This is a genomic window from Streptomyces sp. NPDC048479, from assembly GCF_040651435.1.
Lineage (GTDB): Bacteria > Actinomycetota > Actinomycetes > Streptomycetales > Streptomycetaceae > Streptomyces.
In genome coordinates this window covers 223,296-238,214 of record NZ_JBEZKA010000001.1, presented here as the reverse complement: position 1 = coordinate 238,214, position 14,919 = coordinate 223,296, and the positions used below count along the sequence as shown (strand labels likewise).

Annotated in this window: 13 protein-coding genes; 3 read left to right on the top strand and 10 right to left on the bottom strand. The window is 70.9% G+C overall.

Translation table 11 applies throughout. The features are described 5' to 3' along the window. Positions 1-82: 82 nt before the first annotated feature. The 4 genes from AB0D12_RS01075 to lipB all read right to left on the bottom strand — a co-directional run bounded on the left by AB0D12_RS01075 (position 83) and on the right by lipB (position 3,169). The gene (locus tag AB0D12_RS01075; protein WP_362675637.1) at positions 83-790 is read right to left on the bottom strand and encodes a DUF4191 domain-containing protein; all 708 of its coding nucleotides are present in this window, start codon (positions 788-790) and stop codon (positions 83-85) included. A 19-nt stretch (positions 791-809) separates the two neighbouring features. After that, positions 810-1,019 carry a hypothetical protein gene (locus tag AB0D12_RS01070; RefSeq protein WP_362675634.1) on the bottom strand — a complete coding sequence of 70 codons (210 nt, stop codon included), beginning with the start codon at positions 1,017-1,019 and terminating at the stop codon, positions 810-812. Positions 1,020-1,306: 287 nt separating this feature from the next. Continuing rightward, the gene (gene lipA, locus AB0D12_RS01065; RefSeq protein WP_362675631.1) at positions 1,307-2,272 is read right to left on the bottom strand and encodes a lipoyl synthase; all 966 of its coding nucleotides are present in this window, start codon (positions 2,270-2,272) and stop codon (positions 1,307-1,309) included. A 102-nt stretch (positions 2,273-2,374) separates the two neighbouring features. After that, on the bottom strand, positions 2,375-3,169 hold the full coding sequence (gene lipB, locus AB0D12_RS01060) for a lipoyl(octanoyl) transferase LipB (protein WP_362675628.1): 795 nt from the start codon (positions 3,167-3,169) through the stop codon (positions 2,375-2,377). A gap of 251 nt (positions 3,170-3,420) precedes the next feature. Here lipB and AB0D12_RS01055 point away from each other — a divergent pair, with 251 nt between their 5' ends. Next, positions 3,421-4,866 carry a regulator gene (locus AB0D12_RS01055; RefSeq protein WP_362675626.1) on the top strand — a complete coding sequence of 482 codons (1,446 nt, stop codon included), beginning with the start codon at positions 3,421-3,423 and terminating at the stop codon, positions 4,864-4,866. A 137-nt stretch (positions 4,867-5,003) separates the two neighbouring features. Here the strand turns inward: AB0D12_RS01055 and AB0D12_RS01050 are convergent, their stop codons facing one another. Together AB0D12_RS01050 and AB0D12_RS01045 are read right to left on the bottom strand one after the other, a co-directional pair. Then, complete coding sequence (locus tag AB0D12_RS01050) at positions 5,004-6,317, bottom strand: NAD(P)/FAD-dependent oxidoreductase (protein ID WP_362675623.1); 1,314 nt, start codon at positions 6,315-6,317, stop codon at positions 5,004-5,006. A gap of 192 nt (positions 6,318-6,509) precedes the next feature. Beyond that, a complete protein-coding gene (locus tag AB0D12_RS01045; RefSeq protein WP_362675620.1) occupies positions 6,510-7,409 on the bottom strand; it encodes a TIGR01777 family oxidoreductase in 900 nt (299 codons plus the stop codon). Between the two features lie 36 nt (positions 7,410-7,445). Here AB0D12_RS01045 and AB0D12_RS01040 point away from each other — a divergent pair, with 36 nt between their 5' ends. Further along, entirely contained in the window at positions 7,446-7,979 is a 534-nt protein-coding gene (locus AB0D12_RS01040) for a GNAT family N-acetyltransferase (RefSeq protein WP_362675617.1), read from the top strand. Between the two features lie 54 nt (positions 7,980-8,033). On the opposite strand, the gene AB0D12_RS01035 is transcribed toward AB0D12_RS01040, so the two are convergent. Continuing rightward, a complete protein-coding gene (locus AB0D12_RS01035) occupies positions 8,034-8,555 on the bottom strand; it encodes a DUF4240 domain-containing protein (RefSeq protein WP_362676359.1) in 522 nt (173 codons plus the stop codon). A gap of 111 nt (positions 8,556-8,666) precedes the next feature. On the opposite strand from AB0D12_RS01035, the gene AB0D12_RS01030 reads away from it, so the two are divergent. Further along, positions 8,667-9,599, top strand: a complete 933-nt coding sequence (locus AB0D12_RS01030; RefSeq protein ID WP_362675614.1) for an SDR family oxidoreductase — start codon at positions 8,667-8,669, stop codon at positions 9,597-9,599. Positions 9,600-9,604: 5 nt separating this feature from the next. Here AB0D12_RS01030 and AB0D12_RS01025 read toward each other — a convergent pair whose 3' ends face one another. From AB0D12_RS01025 to aceE, 3 genes are all read right to left on the bottom strand, one after another. After that, complete coding sequence (locus AB0D12_RS01025; protein ID WP_362675611.1) at positions 9,605-10,570, bottom strand: WYL domain-containing protein; 966 nt, start codon at positions 10,568-10,570, stop codon at positions 9,605-9,607. 46 nt (positions 10,571-10,616) lie between these two features. Continuing rightward, the gene (locus AB0D12_RS01020; RefSeq protein WP_362675608.1) at positions 10,617-11,435 is read right to left on the bottom strand and encodes a MerR family transcriptional regulator; all 819 of its coding nucleotides are present in this window, start codon (positions 11,433-11,435) and stop codon (positions 10,617-10,619) included. Between the two features lie 108 nt (positions 11,436-11,543). Continuing rightward, positions 11,544-14,213, bottom strand: coding sequence for a pyruvate dehydrogenase (acetyl-transferring), homodimeric type (gene aceE / locus AB0D12_RS01015; protein WP_362675605.1), 2,670 nt, complete (start codon positions 14,211-14,213; stop codon positions 11,544-11,546). Positions 14,214-14,919 lie beyond the last annotated feature (706 nt).

Below are 14,919 nucleotides of genomic sequence, written 5' to 3'. Positions count from 1 at the left end.
ACAGGCAGAACAGCCAGGCATGGCAGAGAGGCGGCCCGGGACGCATAGCGTCACCGGGCCGCCTCTCTCTGTCTGTCGTAGGTCAGCGCTGCTTTCCGCCGCGCGGCATCCGCGTGCCCTTCGGCATCGGACCCTTCGGAAGCGGCATATTGCTCATCAGGTCGCCCATCGCCCGCAGCCGGTCGTTGGCCGCCGTGACCTGCGGTCCGCTGAGCACCCGCGGCAGCTTCAGCATCGTGGTGCGCACCTTCTTCAGCGGCACCTGGCCCTCGCCGTCGCCGACGATGATGTCGTGCACCGGTACGTCCACGACGATGCGCGCCATCTTCTTCTTCTCGGCCGCCAGCAGCGTCTTCAACCGGTTCGGGTTGCCTTCCGCCACCAGCACGATGCCGGCCTTGCCGACCGCCCGGTGCACCACGTCCTGGCTGCGGTTCATCGCCACCGCCGGGGTCGTGCTCCAGCCGCGTCCCACGTTCTGCAGGACCGCGGCCGCCGCGCCCGGCTGGCCCTCCATCTGCCCGAAGGCCGCTCGCTCGGCGCGGCGTCCGAAGACGATCGCCATCGCGAGGAAGGCCAGCAGGAAGCCAAGGATGCCCAGATAGATGGGGTGATCGATCAAGAAGCCGATCGCGAGGAAGACACCGAAGGTGACAATTCCCACAGCCGCGAGGACAAGACCGACCTTGGAGTCGGCCTTCCGGGTCATCTTGTACGTCAGAGCGATCTGCTTCAGTCGCCCAGTGTTCGCAGCAGCGTCAGCGCTGTCTGAGTTTGCCTTCCTCGCCATGTCTGGAAGTTTACGTGGCCTAGGAAGGGCGGTCGGCCACGGCCTCCAGTACGTGCAGCGCCTCGACCCTGTCCTTGGCTCGGCGCCGGTCTTCGAGGACCGCCGTCCATGCGTTCCGGCGGGCGGTGCGCTGTCCGCCGCCCAGGAGCAGCGACTCCATGGCGCGCAGAGCATCGGTGACGGACGGAATGGCGGTAGCGAGTACGGGACGTACCGGCGCGGCCTGCATGGTTGAGGTCCCCCTAAGGGAGCGTCGACGACGAGTGGGAGCGGTGCAGTGCGGGGCGGTGCAGTGCGTGCAGCGAGCGGTGCGGTGCAGTGAGCTTTGAGTGCTGTGCGTAGACCCAATGTCACTGATTGGTGTTACCAGTGCATGACCGAGCGGTCAAACACCGATGAAACCTTTATGCGCCGCCCGCAAACGCTGACGCGGCCCGTACGCCGCCCCGACCTGCGGGGAGGGTGCGAGCCGCGTCAAACCGGCCATTACTCAGCGGTAATTACTTGTGCCTGAATTCACACAGTCTGCGGGGTGGCCGCGGCGCCCCGTCGCTCCATCGCCTGCTGGTACAGCCGGCCCGCGCGGTACGAGGATCGGACCAGCGGTCCCGACATCACACCGGAGAAGCCGATCTCCTCGGCCTCCTCCTTCAGCTCCACGAACTCGTGCGGCTTCACCCAGCGCTCGACCGGGTGGTGGCGTACCGAAGGACGCAGATACTGCGTGATCGTGATCAGCTCGCAGCCCGCGTCGTACAGGTGCTGCAGCGCCTCGCTGACCTCTGCGCGCTCCTCGCCCATGCCCAGGATGAGGTTCGACTTGGTGACCAGGCCCGCCTCGCGGGCGCGCGTGATGACCTCGAGCGAGCGCTCGTAACGGAAACCGGGGCGGATCCGCTTGAAGATCCGCGGCACGGTCTCGACGTTGTGCGCGAGCACCTCGGGACGCGAGGAGAAGACCTCGGCCAGCTGCTCGGGCACCGCGTTGAAGTCGGGGATGAGGAGCTCGACCTTGGTACGGCCCGCCTCGCGCTCCGACGTCATCGTGTGGATCTGGCGCACCGTCTCCGCGTACAGCCAGGCGCCGCCGTCCTCCAGGTCGTCGCGCGCGACGCCGGTGATGGTGGCGTAATTCAGGTCCATCGTGACGACCGACTCGCCCACGCGCCGCGGCTCGTCCAGATCGAGCGCGGCAGGCTTACCGGTGTCGATCTGGCAGAAGTCGCAGCGCCGGGTGCACTGGTCGCCGCCGATGAGGAAGGTCGCCTCGCGGTCCTCCCAGCACTCGTAGATATTCGGACAGCCGGCCTCCTGGCACACCGTGTGCAGACCCTCGCTCTTCACGAGCTTCTGCATCTGGGTGTACTCGGGGCCCATCTTCGCCCGGGTCTTGATCCACTCGGGCTTGCGCTCGATGGGGGTCTGGCTGTTCCGGACCTCAAGGCGCAGCATCTTGCGTCCGTCGGGTGCGACTGCGGACACGTCCGGCTCCCTACGACTTCGATTCTTCGGCGGACACCAGGGTACGCCCGTTATTTGTGTGGCCTTACGTCTGGCCAACCCTTGGCCAGAGGGCCGCATTCCCTAGACGGCGGCCTCGACGGCCCGCGGCCGCAGTTCGGCGTTCTCCAGGACGTCCCGCAGATGCTTCTCGATGACCGGGAGCACCTCGGCGATGGTGATCTCGCGGCCCAGTTCGTACGAGAGCGAGGTCACCCCCGCGTCCCGGATGCCGCACGGCACGATCCGGTCGAACCAGGTGTTGTCCGGGTTCACGTTGATCGCGAAGCCGTGCATCGAGATGCCCTTGGCGATACGGATGCCGATCGCGGCGAGCTTGCGGTCCTCGCGGCGCTGGCCGGCGTTGGAGGGGGCGTACTCCGGGCCGTTCAGCCGTGGGTCGAACTCCTCGTCCTGCAGCCGCGGGTCGAAGTCGAGCGAAAGACCGCCGATCGCCGGACGCTGTTCGACCGGGTCGCCGAGCACCCACACACCGCTGCGGCCCTCGACCCGGCTGGTCTCCAGGCCGAACTCCGCGCAGGTGAGGATCAGCGCGTCCTCGAGCCGGCGCACATGCGCGATGACGTCCACCGGGCGCGGCAGCTTCAGGATCGGGTAGCCGACCAGCTGGCCGGGGCCGTGCCAGGTGATCTTGCCGCCGCGGTCGACGTCGACGACGGGAGTGCCGTCCAGGGGGCGTTCGCTGTCTGCCGTGCGCCGGCCCGCCGTATAGACGGGCGGGTGCTCAAGGAGCAGGCAGGTGTCCTCGATCTCGTCGGCGAAGCGGGCGGCGTGGACCTCGCGCTGCTTCTGCCACGCCTCCTGGTACTCGACGGCTTGCTCGCCGAACCCCAGTTGGACGAACCGCAGCTCACTCACGGCTGTGCCTCCCTAGAACCTTCACCCTGCACTCATCGCGCCCTTGCCACTGTACGGCGGCTCCGGAAAAGGCGGCCGGGCAGGTGCCGGGGCGGTTCCGGGTCACGCGGCGCCCGTCAGCGGCGTCCCCAATCCTCACACGATCGGATGAATGTGGGGCGAAGCCCGCGGTTCGAGCGGTAGGGGCAGCTAAATTCGCGCCGTTCCATGAGGGCTGCTCCCGGCCCGGAAGGCAGGAGACCGCACAGCTGATGACGGAACGACCCTCGCAGCGCATCCCCAACCGACAGCTCGCCGCGCTCATCGCAGAAGCCGGATTCTCCAACGCAGGCCTTGCCCGCCGGGTGGACCAGCTCGGCCTCGAGCACGGCCTGGATCTGCGCTACGACAAGACCTCCGTAACCCGCTGGCTGCGCGGCCAGCAGCCGCGCGGCACGACCCCCGCCCTGATCGCCGAGGTGTTCACACGGCGGCTCGGCCGCCGGCTCTCGGCGCAGGACCTCGGTCTGGACGCCTGTGCGCCCGTCTACGCCGGTCTGGAGTTCGCGGCCACGCCCGAGGAGGCCGTGGACATCGTGAGCGGGCTGTGGCGCAAGGACTCCGGCAGCCATGCGGAGCTGCGCAAGATCGCCTTCACTCCGGCCGGGCTCGTGGTGCCCAGCAGGGACTGGCTGATCGGCCGGGCCGACGAGCGGGTGAGCCGGGCGGACGCGGTCCAGAACGGGACCGCCCGTATCCCGGCCCAGGGCCGGGCCGCCCTCCCGCGCCAGCGTGGCACGGACCGGGGTCCCGGCCAGAGGGTCACCAGCGGCGACATCGCGGCACTGCGCTCGGTCGGTGAGCTGTTCCGCACCCTCGACCACGCCTATGGCGGCGGGCACGCCAGGCAGGCGCTGGTGCGCTATCTCGAGCACGAGGCCGAGCCGATGCTGCGCGGCACCTACGGGGAGGTGACCGGGCGGCGGCTGTTCGCCGCGGCGGCCGATCTGACCCGGCTGGCCGGCTGGACCTCGTACGACATCGCGGCCCACGGCCTCGCCCAGCGTTACTTCGTCCAGGCGCTGCGGCTCGCCCAGGCGGCGGGCGACCGGGCGTACGGCGCGTATGTGCTGGTGACCATGAGCCGGCAGGCGGTCTATCTGGGGCATGGACGTGAGGCGGTGCAGCTGACGCGCGTCGCCCAGCAAGGGGTCGGCTCGTCGGCCCCGCCCGTGGTGCAGGCGATGCTGCATTCCGTCGAGGCGCGCGGGCACGGCGTGCTGGGCGAGGTACGGGCGTGCACGGCCTCGCTCGTACGGGCCGAGCGGGCGCTCGAGACGGCGCGGCCCGGCGACGATGTGCCGCACTGGGCGCGCTTCTTCGACGAGGCGCAGCTCGCCGACGAATTCGGGCACTGCCACCGGGATCTGCAGCAGTACCGGCCGGCGGTGCAGCATGCGGAGCGCTCGCTCCAGCTGCGCGCCCCGGCGTACGCGCGCAGCCGTCTCTTCTGCCGGGTGGTGCTGGCCTCCGCCCGGCTCGGACTGGGCGAGCTCGACCAGGCATGCGCGCTGGGGGCGGAGGCGGCGCTGCAGGTGTCGGAGATGCGGTCGGCGCGGGCGGTGGAGTACGTACGTGAATTCGAGCGGCGGCTGGAGCCGTACCGGGACGCGGCGGCGGTACGGAACTATCGCGACCGGGTGGCCGCGCTGGGCTGAGCCCGGGGCCCGGGTGGACCTCTGACCCGGACCCCGGACCTGACCCCGGGCCCCTGAGTCCGGGACTCCTGACCCAGGGACCTCAATCGACGCCCGGGCTTGATCTTGCCGCCCCAGGCCGCCGCAGAGAGGCCGCCCTAGGCCACCGCCGAGAGCGCGACCGTTTCGTACCCGGGCTGCTGGAGGCCGAAGTCGCGCAGGATCGCGTCCGCGGCCCGGCGGCCCGAGAAGAGCGCGCCCTGGACCGTACTCGTGTCGCGGTGGTCGCCGCAGACATAGAGGCCGGACAGCAGCCGCACCGGACGGCGCAGATCGTGCGGCGGAGGCATCGCGGGCACCGCCTCCGGGTCGTGGTGGACGGCGAGCAGCTCCCAGTCGTCCGTGGGCGTGCCGTACAGCGTGGCGAGGTGGGTACGGACGCTGCGGTCCAGATCCGGCGGAGGGGACCCGAGCACGGTCGACGAGATCAGTACGCGGCCGTTCGGAGCGCGCGACGGATCGACCTCGCTCATCACCGCCGTATGCGAGACGGGGCCGCCGCGGTCCGCGTCCAGCAGGAGCGCAGGGTCCGTCAGCGGCGGCGCGGACGCCGTGTGGTGAAGGACCGTCACGGGGTGGAAGGGCGGTACGCGCAGGCCCGGCAAGAGCTCCGCGGCCGCGCGGGCACCGGTCGCCAGCACCAGGGCGCGGCAGCCGATGTCGCCGTACTCCTTGGTCGTGACCTGGGTGATCGAGGCGTCGGTGACCCGCACCCCGGTGTGTACGGTGCCGGACGGCAGCGAGGCTGCCAGCTGCTCGGGCAGCGCCGCCGCACCGCCCGCAGGGACGCACAGTCGGCCGCGCGCGAAGCCGCGCAGCGCCAGATCGGCGCACCGGCTCGAGGTGGCCAGCGCCGGGTCGCAGAGCAGCGCCGACAGCAGCGGGCGCAGGAAGCCGTGGACCGTACGCGCCGGGAGGCCGCGGGCGCAGAGCGAGCCCGCGGTGGGCCGCTCGGGGCGGGTGAGGAGCCGCTCGACCGGAGTGGCAGCGAGGCGGGCGAGAGATGCGCCGAGCCGGGCCCGGTCGAGCGGCCGGGGGGCGCTCGCGAGGGCGCGCGCCACGGTAAATGCGCCCCGTGCGCTCCCCGCTTCACCGGTCCGCCGGACCGCTTCGCCGGTCCGCTGGAGCCGTCCTTGGCTGTGCACGAGTACACCGGGCGAGAAGGGCCGCAGGACGACATCACCGAGCCCTGCCGTGCGACGCAGCTCCGGATACGAGGTGTTGAGCAACTGGCCTATGCGGTCGAGCCGGAAACCGTCGATCTGCTGGGTGGCCATCCGGCCGCCCACATGAGGGGCGGCCTCCAGAACGCTGACCGAGACGCCTGCGCTGGTCAGTTGATGAGCCGCCGAGAGACCGGCGATCCCGGCCCCGACGATGACGACATCCGCATGGTGAGCGCTGCTGAGCACGTGCCCCTCCCCGAGGCCGGCGCGGCTGGTGGGAGGCTCATGCCCCCAACAGGCCCCGGGAATACCCGAGTGCGGACCGAGACTAGGGAGCCGTCGCCGTACCGCCAGTCGCGCATGCCGTGGAGCACCGGAGCGCGGGGGCGCACACGGCACCCGGCCGTCCGCCGGGCGGCGGGACTTCTCAGACGCGCCCTAGCGCAGAGCCGCGCCGACCGCGTCGTCGACGCCCGGAAAGGCGAACGAGAAGCCCGACTCCAGCAGTCGGGCCGGCAGCACCCGCTGGCTGCTGAGAATGTCCCCGGCCAGCTCGCCCAGCGCGATCCGCAGCGCGGGCGCCGGGACCGCGAACGCCGTCGGACGGTGCAGCGCCCGGCCCATCGCCGCGGTTACCTCGCGATTGGTGACCGGGTCCGGCGCCGTGAGGTTCACCGGCCCCGACAGCGACTCCGTGTCGAGGATGTGCCGCAGCGCCGCGACCTCGTCGTGCAGGGCGATGAAGCTCCAGTACTGCCGGCCGTTGCCCAGGCGCCCGCCGAGGCCCGCTTTGAAGAGCGGGAACATCCGGCCCCACGCACCGCCCTTGCGGGCCACCACAAGTCCGGTACGCGCGAAGGCGGTCCGCACGCCCGCCTCCTCGGCCGGGGCCGCCGCCTCCTCCCACTCCACGCACATCTTCGCCAGGAAGCCGTCCCCGGGCGGCGCGCCCTCGTCCACCGCACGCTCCCCGGTGTCGCCGTAGTAGCCGATGGCGCTCCCGCAGACCAGCACCCGCGGCGGTACGTCGAGGCCGGCGACGGCCTCCGCGATCGCCGCCGTGCCGAGCACCCGGCTGTCCCGGATCTCCTTGCGGTACGCATCCGTCCAGCGGCGCGCACCGACCCCGGCGCCGGCGAGATTCACCACGCCCTCGCAGCCGACCAGTCCGGCCACGTCGACGTACTGCCGGTGCGGGTCCCACTCCACCTCGTCGCCGGCCCGCGCGGGCCGCCGCACCAGGCGCACCACCTCGTGCCCGTCGGTGCGCAGCGAGCGCACGAGTGCCGTACCGATGAGTCCGGTGGAACCGGTGACCGCGATCCGCATGGCCCCCATCCTGCCCCCGCGCGGCCCCGTGGCACAGTGACGACCATGCCCCGGTCGCACATACGCCCCGCACGTCACACCGACGAAGCAGCGCTCAGTGCGCTCGACCGGGACACCTGGTCGCCGCTGCATGCCGTGCAGCCGAGGCCGAAGCCGCCGTACGACCCCTTTTTCGACGCGAACCACCGGCCCGAGGACTTCCTGGTCGCCGAGGACATCGCCGAGGACATCGCCGAGGACATCGCCGAGGACGGTGACGGCACGATCACCGGCTTCATCCGGCTGATCCCGCCCACCCCGCTCGCCTGCAACCAGCATGTGCGGCAGATCCAGGGCCTCGCCGTGGCCGACCGGGCGCGCGGCCGCGGGATCGCACGAGCGCTGCTGCGGGCGTCGTTCGACGAGGCGCGCCGCCAGGGCGCGGTCCGGATGACGCTGCGGGTCCTCGGACACAACACGCCGGCCCGCACGCTGTACGAGTCGGAGGGCTTCGCGGTCGAGGGCGTACTGCCGGGGGAGTTCTATCTGGACGGGCGGTACGTCGACGACGTGATGATGGGCCGCAGCCTCACCGTCTGAGAACCGGTCACCTGAGAGCCGGTCTCATGAGGAACCTTCTCGTGAGGACCGTTCTCACACGTTTCCGAAGCGCTCCCAGAGCCTGGGGAAACGTTGCGCCAGAGCCGCGTCGTCGTCGAAGTCGAACGGCGTGCCCAGCGGCTCGGCGGTCTGCGGCGGGATTCCCAGATCCGGTGCCACCACGCCGGTGAGCTGCTCGTACGCCTCGTCCGCCGCGTACCCCAGCTCCTCGCCGTCCCCGTCGATGTCCTCGTCGAACTCGTCCAGCAGCTCGGCGAGCGAGTCCGGGTCGTGCAGCGCGCCCTCGAAGATCTCCCGGCCCTGCCCGATCAGCCAGCAGCGGAAGTAGTCGAAGGCGTCGTCGCTGGCACCGCCGAGCAGCACGGCGGCCGCACCCCACAGATCCCAGTGGTAGGCGCGGTTGTAGCGGGCCTCGAAGTGCCGGGCGAAGTCCAGCACGGAGTCGGGGTCGAGCTGCAGCAGCCGCTCGACCATCAGATCGGCATGATCCTCGGGGTCACCCTCGGCGGCCTCGCGGGTGCTGTCGATGATCTCCCAGAACTCCGTCTCGTCCATCACGGGACAAGCATCGTGGTTGGCGAGGGGCGGCGCACGCGGAGCCGCCGAAATGCTGACTCTTTTGAATGGCGGACAGAGGATGTCGGGTATCCGTGCGACGGTCGGCGTATGACGACGGACACACCACCGGCAGGGAAGCCACTGGCAGGGAAGATCGCACTGGTCGCGGGCGCGACCCGGGGCGCGGGCCGCGCCATCGCCGTACAGCTGGGCGCCGCAGGCGCGACCGTGTATGTGACGGGACGGACCACCCGAGCGCAGGTCAGCGAGGTCGGCCGGGCGACCGAGACCATCGAGGAGACGGCGGAACTGGTCACGGCGGCGGGCGGCGAGGCCATCGCCGTACCGACGGACCATCTGGAGCCGGTGCAGGTGCGGGCGCTGGTCGGGCGGATCGAGAGGGACCACAGTCGGCTCGACATCCTGGTCAACGACATCTGGGGCGGCAATCACCTGCTCGACTTCAACACGAAGATGTGGGACGTAGACCTGGACCGCGGGCTGCGGATGCTCGAACTCGGCGCGAAGAGCCACATCATCACCAGCAGCATCGCTCTTCCCCTGCTGGTGCGGCAGTCCGGCGGCCTGGTCATCGAGGTCACGGACGGCACGGCCGAGACGAACAAGGGCTTCCGCGAGAACTTCTACTACGACCTCGCCAAGAACGCCCCGATCCGGATGGCCTTCATTCTGGGCGAGGAGCTGAAGAGCGTGGGCTGCACGGCGGTGGCGGTCACCCCGGGCTTCATCCGTTCCGAGGAGATGCTCGACATCTTCGGCCTCACCGAAGAGACCTGGCGCGACGGGATCGAGAAGCAGCCGCACTGGGCGCTCTCCGAGTCGCCGGTCTATCTCGGCCGGGGAGTCGCGGCACTCGCCGCCGACCCGGAGCGGGCCCGCTGGAACGGACAGTCGCTCTCCAGCGGAGCGCTGGCCAAGGAGTACGGCGTCATGGACACGGACGGCAGTCGGCCGGACGTCTGGGCCTTCATGCTCCAGGAGGCGGCGGGGGCGGAGCCCTCCTTGGCTGATTACAGGTAGCGCGGCTATCTGTAGAGCCGGGCCGCCCGCTCCGCCGACTCGGCGAACAGAGCACGCAGCTCCGGCGGCTCCAGCAGCTCCACCTCCGGTCCCAGCCCGAACAACTGTCCGTACGCGACCTCGTGGGACTCCACCGGCAGAGTGAGCGTCACCCGGCCCTGCCCGTCCGGCCCTTCCGCCGCCGCCAGCGCCTCGCGGGCCGCCGCCCGGTCCGTGACGTACGGCAGCCGCCGCGCGCCCACCTCCGTGACCCGGACCACCACTTCGGCACGGAGGATGGAGCGTACGAACTGGGCCGCGCGCTCCTCCCAGAAGGCGGGCAGGTCGAAGTCCTCGTCGCGGTCGAAGAGTTCGCCGTCCCCGTCCACCGCCGTGAACCGGTCGATCCGGTACACCCGGAAGGCCGTGCGGGCGCGGGCGCACAGGTACCAGACGCCCGCCTTGAGCACGAGTCCGTACGGCTCCAACTCCCGCTCCACCTCGGCGTCCCGGCGTCGATAGCGGGCCTTGATACGGCGGTCGTCCCACACCGCCTCGGCGACCGCGGGCAGCAGCGCCGGCGTCTCGGGCTCCTGGTACCAGCCGGGCGCGTCCAGATGGAACCGCTGCGCCGCCGAATCGGAAGCGCCCCTCAGCGAGGGCAGCAGCGCCGCGGACACCTTCAGGCGTGCCGCGGACGCCGCGTCCTCGAGCCCCATCTCCCGCAGCGCGCCCGGAAGCCCGGAGAGGAAGAGGGCCTCGGCCTCACTGCGCCCGAGCCCGGTGAGCCGGGTGCGGTAGCCGCCGACCAGCCGGTAGCCGCCGGCCCGGCCCCGGTCGGCGTAGACCGGGACACCGGCCTCCGACAGCGCGAGGGCGTCCCGGGTGATGGTCCGCTCCGACACTTCCAGTTCCCGCGCCAGCTCGGCGCCGGTCATGGAGGGCCTGGCCTGGAGGAGCAGCACCATCTTGATCAGCCGGGCAGCACGCATGCCCCCATGATGACGGAGGCACTCGGGCCACGGGCGCCGACGGAAGTCAGGCCAGCGGCTCCTGCAGCTCGGTCACCCACTTCTCGCGGTCCGCCGGGCATTCGAGGTTGACCTCGCGCGCATACCCCGCCGAGCGGTGGTCGCCCGCGTCGATCCAGCGGGCCAGGTTCTGGGCCGTCGGCACGATCGCGTCCATCGGGCCGCGGTGCACGATCGTCGCGGCCCGCTCGATGGCCGGCAGATCGACGATCTCGAAGTCCTGGCCGGGCTGCGGACCGGCCGCGACCGTCACTCCCGCGTGCACCAGGATCGCGCCGTCGCCCTCGGGCGCGTCCTCGTAGTAGGCAATGCCGGGCCCCGTCGGAGTCACGCCGGCCGCCTCCAGACGCTTGAACAGCTCGTCGTAGAGAGGGCTGATGACCGGGCTGATGTGCTCGGGTTCGTAACCTGCCGCGGTGGCGGTCAGCTCGGCCACCCGTACCGCGGGGATGCTCTTGACGATGACGTCCTGACTGGGCATGTGCCCCTCGCTCTCGATCGACCGGAGCCTCGCCTCGACCTGGGCCAGCCGCGAGGCCGACGCGGCCATCGCCGCTTCCAGTTCCGCCTGCCGCAGGGTGAGCATCCCGCGCAGCTCCTCCGTACTCACCCGGTCCTCCAGGATCTCCTGCACCTGTTGCAGCGTGAAGCCGAGATCCTTCAGGGCGATGATGCGGTTGAGCTGCGCGAGCTGGGCCGCCGCGTAGTGGCGGTAGCCGCTGAACGGATCTGTCCGCGCGGGACGCAGCAGCCCGATCGCGTCGTAGTGACGCAGCATGCGGGCCGACACACGGCCGTGCCTGGCGAAGTCTCCGATGGTGAACATGACGCCCCCTAGTGCACGGCTTCACACGGTGTCAGGGTCAAGCATCACCTACGACGGAACCCCCGGCGGCCGAGCGGCCACCGGGGGTTCGTCGTACGTCGGCCGAGGTCAGAGGCCGTAGCGCTCGCGCGCTTCCTTCACGGCCGAGGCCGGGACCTCGCCGCGCCTGGCCAGCTGGGCCAGCGCCGCGACCGTGATCGACGGGGCGTCGACGCCGAAGTGACGGCGGGCCGCGTCACGCGTGTCGGAGAGACCGAAACCGTCCGTGCCGAGCGAGGAGTAGTCCTGCTCGACCCACTGGCTGATCTGGTCCGGAACCTGGCGCATCCAGTCGCTGACCGCGAGCACCGGGCCCGGAGCACCCTCCAGCGCCTGGGTGACGTACGGAATGCGCTGCTCGCCGCGCAGCAGTGCCTCGTCGCACTCCAGCGCGTCACGGCGCAGCTCGCCCCACGAGGTCGCGGACCAGACATCGGCCGTAACTCCCCAGTCGGAGCTGAGCAGTCGCTGTGCCTCGAGGGCCCAGTGGATCGCCGTGCCGGAGGCCAGCAGCTGCAGCCGCGGGGAGTCCGCGGCCTGGGCCACGCCCTCCTTGAAGCGGTAGAGACCGCGCAGGATCCCCTCCTCGACACCTTCCGGCATCGCGGGCTGCGGCTTCGGCTCGTTGTAGACGGTCAGGTAGTAGAAGACGTTCTCGGCCTCGGGGCCGTACATCCGGCGCAGACCGTCCTTGACGATGACGGCGATCTCGTACGCGAAGGCCGGGTCGTAGTTGAGCGACGCCGGGTTCGTGGCCGCAATCAGCTGCGAGTGGCCGTCCGCGTGCTGCAGGCCCTCGCCGGTCAGCGTCGTACGGCCGGCGGTCGCGCCGACGATGAATCCCTTGCCGAGCTGGTCGGCGAGCTGCCACATCTGGTCGGCCGTGCGCTGCCAGCCGAACATCGAGTAGAAGATGTAGAACGGGATCATCGGCTCGCCGTGCGTCGCGTACGACGTGGCGGCGGCGATGAAGTCGGCCATGGCGCCGGCCTCGGTGATCCCCTCGTTGAGGATCTGGCCGTCCTTGGCCTCCTTGTAGTACATCAACTGGTCACGGTCGACCGGCTCGTACGTCTGGCCCAGCGGGGAGTAGATGCCTGCCGACGGGAAGAGCGACTCCATACCGAAGGTGCGGGCCTCGTCAGGGACGATGGGAACCCAGCGCTTGCCGGTCTCCTTGTCCCGCATCAGGTCCTTCACCAGGCGTACGAAGGCCATGGTGGTGGCCATCTCCTGCTTGCCGGAGCCCTTTTCGAGAGCCTTGAAGGCACGCTCCTCGGGCGCGGGCAGCGCCACCGCCTGTACGCGGCGGGCCGGGGCCGGGCCACCGAGGGCCGCGCGGCGCTCCTGGAGGTAGCGGACCTCGGGGGAGTCGGCGCCGGGGTGGCCGTAGGGCACCAGGCCGTCGGCGAAGGCACTGTCCGGGATCGGGAGTCCGAGCAGGTCACGCATGCCCTTGAACTCGTCGATGGTCAGCTTCTTCATCTGGTGGTTGGCGTTCTTCGACTCGAAGCCCTTGCCGAGCGTGTAGCCCTTCACCGTCTGCGCGAGGATCACGGTCGGCGTGCCCTTGTGCTCGACGGCCGCCTTGTACGCCGCGTACACCTTCCGGGCCTCGTGGCCGCCGCGGGAGGCGTAGAAGCACTCGGCGATCTTCGCGTCGCCGATCAGCTTCGCCAGCTCGACGAGCGCGGGCTCGGCCCCGAAGAAGTGCTCGCGGATGTACGCCACATCACGCGTCGCATACGTCTGGAACTGGGCATCCGGCACCTCGCGCAGCCGGCGTACCAGCGCGCCCGTGGTGTCGAGCTGGAACAGCTCGTCCCAGGCGGAGCCCCACAGCGTCTTGATGACATTCCAGCCCGCGCCGCGGAACTGGGCCTCCAGCTCCTGCACCACACGGAAGTTGGCGCGGACCGGACCGTCGAGGCGCTGCAGATTGCAGTTGACGACGAAGGTCAGGTTGTCGAGACGCTCACGGGCCGCGAGGGCGAGTGCGGCGGTCGACTCGGGCTCGTCCATCTCGCCGTCGCCGAGGAAGGCCCAGACGTGCGAGCCCGCGGTGTCCTTGATGCTGCGGTTGGCCAGGTAGCGGTTGAAGCGCGCCTGGTAGATCGCGGAGAGCGGGCCGAGGCCCATGGAGACGGTGGGGAACTCCCACAGCCAGGGCAGCCGGCGCGGGTGCGGGTAGGACGGCAGTCCGTTGCCGGCCGCCTCCTGCCGGAAGTTGTCGAGCTGCTGCTCGGACAGGCGGCCGTCGAGGAAGGCGCGGGCGTAGATGCCGGGCGAGGCGTGGCCCTGGATGTAGAGCTGGTCGCCGGAGCCGTCACCCTCCTTGCCGCGGAAGAAGTGGTTGAAGCCGGTCTCGTAGAGCCAGGCGGCGGAGGCGAAGGTGGCGATGTGGCCGCCGACGCCGAAGCGGGAGCCACGGGTGACCATGGCGGCCGCGTTCCAGCGGTTCCACGCGGTGATGCGGGCTTCCATCGCCTCGTCGCCGTCGAAGGCGGGCTCGGCGGAGGTGGGGATGGTGTTGATGTAGTCCGTCTCCAGCAGCCGGGGCACGGGAACTCCGGCCGTCTCGGCGTGCTGAAGGGTACGGCGCATCAGATACGCGGCGCGGTGCGGTCCTGCGTGCTCGGTGACGGCGTCGAGGGACGCCGCCCACTCGGCGGTTTCCTCAGCATCACGGTCCGGGAGCTGGTCGAGCTCGCTCGGAAGCTTGCCTACGGGGTCGGTCATGATCGCCGCCTTCCGGACAGGAGGGGGGTGGAGAAAGGAGCCTTGTCTGGCAGGACAGGGCGAGGGGTTGGTGAACCCGGCGACAACTGTAAGTCGCTGATCGATGATCGATCAAAGCTTGGAGCGGGAAACTTCTCAATCTGAAGAAATTGGCATTCGGTGCCGCGAAAAGGGGCACGGGGTGCCGGGCGAAAGTGGGGTGATTCGGGCGCCGCGTGCACCTCGGAGCGGGGGCGACGTCACCTGTGCGCGTCGGGATCGAGCCCGGTGGGGCCCGGATCCGCCGCAGCCGGGCCGCGCCCGCGCCCGCGCCCCGAGTGCGAGGTGCGGCCATCACGCCGGGGCGGCCTGGGGCTGCCGGGCCTGCGGGTGCGTGGCCACGCTGTACGGGGATGCCGCGCCTGTCAGGGTTCGCGACGGCAGCTGCGTCGGGGCCCGGCGCGAGTCGCAGCCGGGCCGCGGGTCAGGTGCGCGAGCGCAGCCGGGCCTCGGGCCAGGTGCGTGGGATGCCCGGGCCTCGGGTTGGGTGCGCGCGCAGTCGAGTTCCGGCCCGGGTGCGTGGGGTGCTCGCCCGGCCGGCGCGCGACCTGGAGCCGCGTCCCGGCTCGGCACGTGGGATGCCCGGGCCTCGGGTTGGGTGCGCGCGCAGTCGAGTTCCGGCCCGGGTGCGTGGGGTGCTCGCCCGGCCGGCGCGCGACCTGGAGCC

Excerpts from the sequence above, each read along its gene's own strand:
- AB0D12_RS01075 (WP_362675637.1), bottom strand. The coding sequence starts at position 790 with ATGGCGAGGAAGGCAAACTCAGACAGCGCTGACGCTGCTGCGAACACT.
- AB0D12_RS01070 (WP_362675634.1), bottom strand. The coding sequence starts at position 1,019 with ATGCAGGCCGCGCCGGTACGTCCCGTACTCGCTACCGCCATTCCGTCC.
- AB0D12_RS01055 (WP_362675626.1), top strand. The coding sequence starts at position 3,421 with ATGACGGAACGACCCTCGCAGCGCATCCCCAACCGACAGCTCGCCGCG.
- AB0D12_RS01045 (WP_362675620.1), bottom strand. The coding sequence starts at position 7,409 with ATGGGGGCCATGCGGATCGCGGTCACCGGTTCCACCGGACTCATCGGT.
- AB0D12_RS01040 (WP_362675617.1), top strand. The coding sequence starts at position 7,446 with ATGCCCCGGTCGCACATACGCCCCGCACGTCACACCGACGAAGCAGCG.
- AB0D12_RS01035 (WP_362676359.1), bottom strand. The coding sequence starts at position 8,555 with ATGGACGAGACGGAGTTCTGGGAGATCATCGACAGCACCCGCGAGGCC.
- AB0D12_RS01030 (WP_362675614.1), top strand. The coding sequence starts at position 8,667 with ATGACGACGGACACACCACCGGCAGGGAAGCCACTGGCAGGGAAGATC.
- AB0D12_RS01025 (WP_362675611.1), bottom strand. The coding sequence starts at position 10,570 with ATGCGTGCTGCCCGGCTGATCAAGATGGTGCTGCTCCTCCAGGCCAGG.
- AB0D12_RS01020 (WP_362675608.1), bottom strand. The coding sequence starts at position 11,435 with ATGTTCACCATCGGAGACTTCGCCAGGCACGGCCGTGTGTCGGCCCGC.
- aceE (WP_362675605.1), bottom strand. The coding sequence starts at position 14,213 with ATGACCGACCCCGTAGGCAAGCTTCCGAGCGAGCTCGACCAGCTCCCG.